We start from the raw sequence: 1,454 nt of genomic DNA, 5'->3' as shown, positions 1-1,454 counted from the left end.
CGCGGGCGGAGTGCCGGGCGCGGGCGGTGTCAGCCGATCCACGCGCCGGTGGTGAAGTTCCCGGTGTTGATCGCCATGACCGGGATCATGATGGCCATGCTCACCAGCCACACCCAGGGTCTTCGCACCCCCGCGACGCCGATGGCGATCCACAGGGGGAACCAGGTCAGCGACCCCCGGCCGATCGACATGTAGAACGACGACAGGGTGAGGAAGGACAGCACCTGGGGGGTGATGTACGCGAACTCCGGCCACTTGCGCCGTACCGCGAGGCAGCCGGCCAGCACCAGCAGCACCGCGGCCGAGATGATCTCCTCGTAGTAGGACGTGGTGAGCGAGGCGACGTCGTCGGACATGCTCCAGGTGTTGGCGAGCGCCTCCCACGGCCAGACGGCGTGCCGGCCCCAGAACCGGTCCTGCACCGAGTTGTAGGCCAGCCAGTCGCCGGTGCGGGTCCACTGGTAGACGCTGTACAGCACGAGCGGCACACCGGGGAGCGCGAGCCAGGGCAGCAGGCGCCACCCGCCCGGGCGTTTGCGGCCGTTCTCCGCCACCAGGAACATGACGAGCAGCCCGAAGGCCAGGAACAGGCCGGAGATGCGCACCGTGGCGGCTCCGGTGGCGCACAGCGCGGCGTCCTCCCAGCGGCCGTTCCTGGCGAGCAGCCACGCCGAGACGGCCAGGGCGAGGAACAGCGCCTCCGAGTAGCCGGAGTACAGGAACACGGCGAACGGGCTGAGGAACAGCGCCGCCACCGCGTACCGGCCGCTGCCTGCCGCGTACGTCTCGGCGAGCCGCGACAGCGCCACCGCGAGCACCGCGCTGGCCACCAGCGAGATGATCATCGTGGCCAGTCGGCCGTCCTCGACGACCGGCCGCATCACCTTGATCAGTATCGCCATGCCGGGGAAGAACGCCGGCAGCTTCCCGGCGTCCTGCATGCCCGGGGGGCCGTCGTAGCCGAACTGGGCGATGGCGATGAAGTTCTCGGCGTCCCAGCGGGTGAACCGGTTGAGGAAGGGGTCGGTGGTCCGGCCAGGGCCGGCCAGGTAGGCGTAGATCAGCACACCGACGTGCGACAGCGCCCAGAGGAGCAGGGCCAGCCGGTCGCCGGGGTCGGTCAGGAACCTGGGCACCCACCGCTGCCCGGCCACCTCACCGGTTGACTCGCCGGTCGTCTTGCTGGAAGTTTCGCCGGTCGTCTCGCCGGAAGTCTCGGCGGTCGTCTCGCCGGGACGTGCGCCGGGTTCCGCGTCGGCCGGTTCCGGCTCCGTGATCTCCACCGGCCCGGCGGGCGCGCGATCAGTCACGCGAGAATCCTTATGTAGCCGCAGAATCCGGGCAACCGGTTGCCCACGGCATGATCCTTCCGTGCCGGCCCGTCCCCGCTCGTCTCCTGCGAAGACCGCTTCCGCCCGGTGGCGGGACGCCCCGCCCCGCCGTGAAACTTCCAC

1 protein-coding gene is annotated in these 1,454 nt (G+C 70.5%); it reads right to left on the bottom strand.

Annotation, left to right across the window (positions count from 1 at the left end; translation table 11 throughout):
* Positions 1 to 29 precede the first annotated feature (29 nt).
* Complete coding sequence (locus ACFFRH_RS44155) at positions 30 to 1,310, bottom strand: mannosyltransferase family protein (protein ID WP_386164165.1); 1,281 nt, start codon at positions 1,308 to 1,310, stop codon at positions 30 to 32.
* Between the last annotated feature and the right edge of the window lie 144 nt (positions 1,311 to 1,454).

The organism is Streptosporangium vulgare (genome assembly GCF_042428775.1).
Classification (GTDB): domain Bacteria; phylum Actinomycetota; class Actinomycetes; order Streptosporangiales; family Streptosporangiaceae; genus Streptosporangium; species Streptosporangium vulgare.
The sequence above is the reverse complement of the archived record's forward strand: the minus strand, read 5'-3'. Positions and strand labels throughout refer to the sequence as shown.